Genomic DNA, 1,607 nt, shown 5'->3' with positions numbered 1-1,607 from the left:
CCGCCGCGGGAGCCGGGGACGGCGACTGGGTGGCCGTCGTGTCGCGCACCGGACGCGTCGTGGCCCGCGCCGAGACCGACGGCACCCTTCGCGCCGGCCAGGTGGCGCTGCCCCACGGCTACGGCATGTCCGTCCCCGACGGCAGGGGCGGGCGCGTCGTCGCCGGCCCCCGCATCAACCTCCTGACCGACGCCACCGACCGCGACCCCATCGCCGGCACCCCGCACCACAAGGACGTCCCGGTCCGCCTGGAACCGGCGACCCCCGAGGAGCGGGACACCGCCCAGCGGGACAGCGAGCGCGTCCGGCGGCTGGTCAGGGGCTGAACGACGAGCGGACGGGTTCATACGTGGTTCACCGACACGACGCGTCAGATGACACGTATGATGGCGCCCTGTGGTGTTTCGAGTATGTCGGCTGAAACCCTGCGCCTCGGTGGTGTCACCACAGGTGCGCGAGACGTGTGAAGCAGGTATGTGCGCATGATCGGGCGGGATCGGGAAGTCGAGCAGCTCACCGGGCTGCTGGACGCGGCGCGGCAGGGACACGGATCCTCCGCGCTCGTGTCCGGCGAAGCGGGGATCGGGAAGAGCCTTCTCCTGTCCAGGGTCGCCGAGGCGGCGTCCTCGTCGGGTCTGCGGATCCTGACCTGTCACGGCATCCGCGGCACGGGCGCGGCCGGCTTCGAGGGGCTGCACGAACTGCTGCTCCCCCTGCTCGACCGCGCCGACGCACTGCCCCCGCGCCAGCACGCGGCTCTGGACGTGGCCTTCGGGGCGGAGGGGGAACCGGCCGACCGCCTCATCACCGGGCTCGCCGCCTTCGGGCTGCTGGAGAAAGCCGCGGCGACGAGCCCCCTCGTGGTGCTCGTCGAGGACCTGCACTGGCTGGACCGCTCGACAGCCGAGATCGTCACCTTCCTCGCGGCCCGCATGAGCGTCCTGCCGGCGCTGCTCGTGGCCACCACCCGAACCGGCCGCGTCTACCCGGACCACGGGCCGCACTTCGGACAGCACGTCCCCCTGACACCGCTCGGCGACCAGGACGCGCTGGACCTGGTCGCCCTGCACGCACCCGCGTCGACACCGCCGCAACGCCACCGCCTGGTCGAGTACGCGCGAGGCAACCCGCTCGCCCTCACCGAATGGTCGGCCGACCCGGCCTGGCTCGAAGGACCCCCTCCCGTCGAGCGCGGCCGTGTCCCGATGGGCAGACGCCTGGAGGACTCCTTCCTCGCCGAGGTCGCCCTGCTGCCCCGGGCGACGCGACGCGCCCTTCTCGTCGCCGCCGCGGGCGAGGGGTCCAGCAGCCACGAAGTGATCGAGGCGGCCCGCAACCTGGGCCTGGACCGACGCGACTTCGCCCCGGCCGAGAGCTTCGGGCTGATCACACTCACGGGCGGCGCCTACAAGTTCCGCCACCCACTGGTGGGTTCGGCGGTGTACGACAACGCCGACCCCGAGGCACGCACCCAAGCGCACACACAACTGGCGTCGGTCATCGCCGACCCCGCGCGTGCCGTCCGGCACCGGGCCGAGGCGACCGCCGGCTGGGACGAGGCGGTCCCCGCCGAACTGGAGGAGGTCGCCGTGGCGACCGGCCGTCGC

Annotated in this window: 2 protein-coding genes; both read left to right on the top strand. The window is 73.3% G+C overall.

Annotation, left to right across the window (positions count from 1 at the left end; genetic code table 11):
• A partial coding sequence (locus tag ACVNF4_RS35775) for a molybdopterin dinucleotide binding domain-containing protein (RefSeq protein WP_461807001.1) occupies positions 1 to 326 on the top strand: 326 nt, incomplete at its 5' end.
• A gap of 156 nt (positions 327 to 482) precedes the next feature.
• A partial coding sequence (locus ACVNF4_RS35770) for an AAA family ATPase (RefSeq protein ID WP_461807000.1) occupies positions 483 to 1,607 on the top strand: 1,125 nt, incomplete at its 3' end.

It is taken from the genome of Streptomyces sp. S6 (assembly GCF_054880855.1).
Note: the sequence above shows the minus strand (reverse complement) of the source record. Positions and strands in the feature narration are given on the sequence as shown.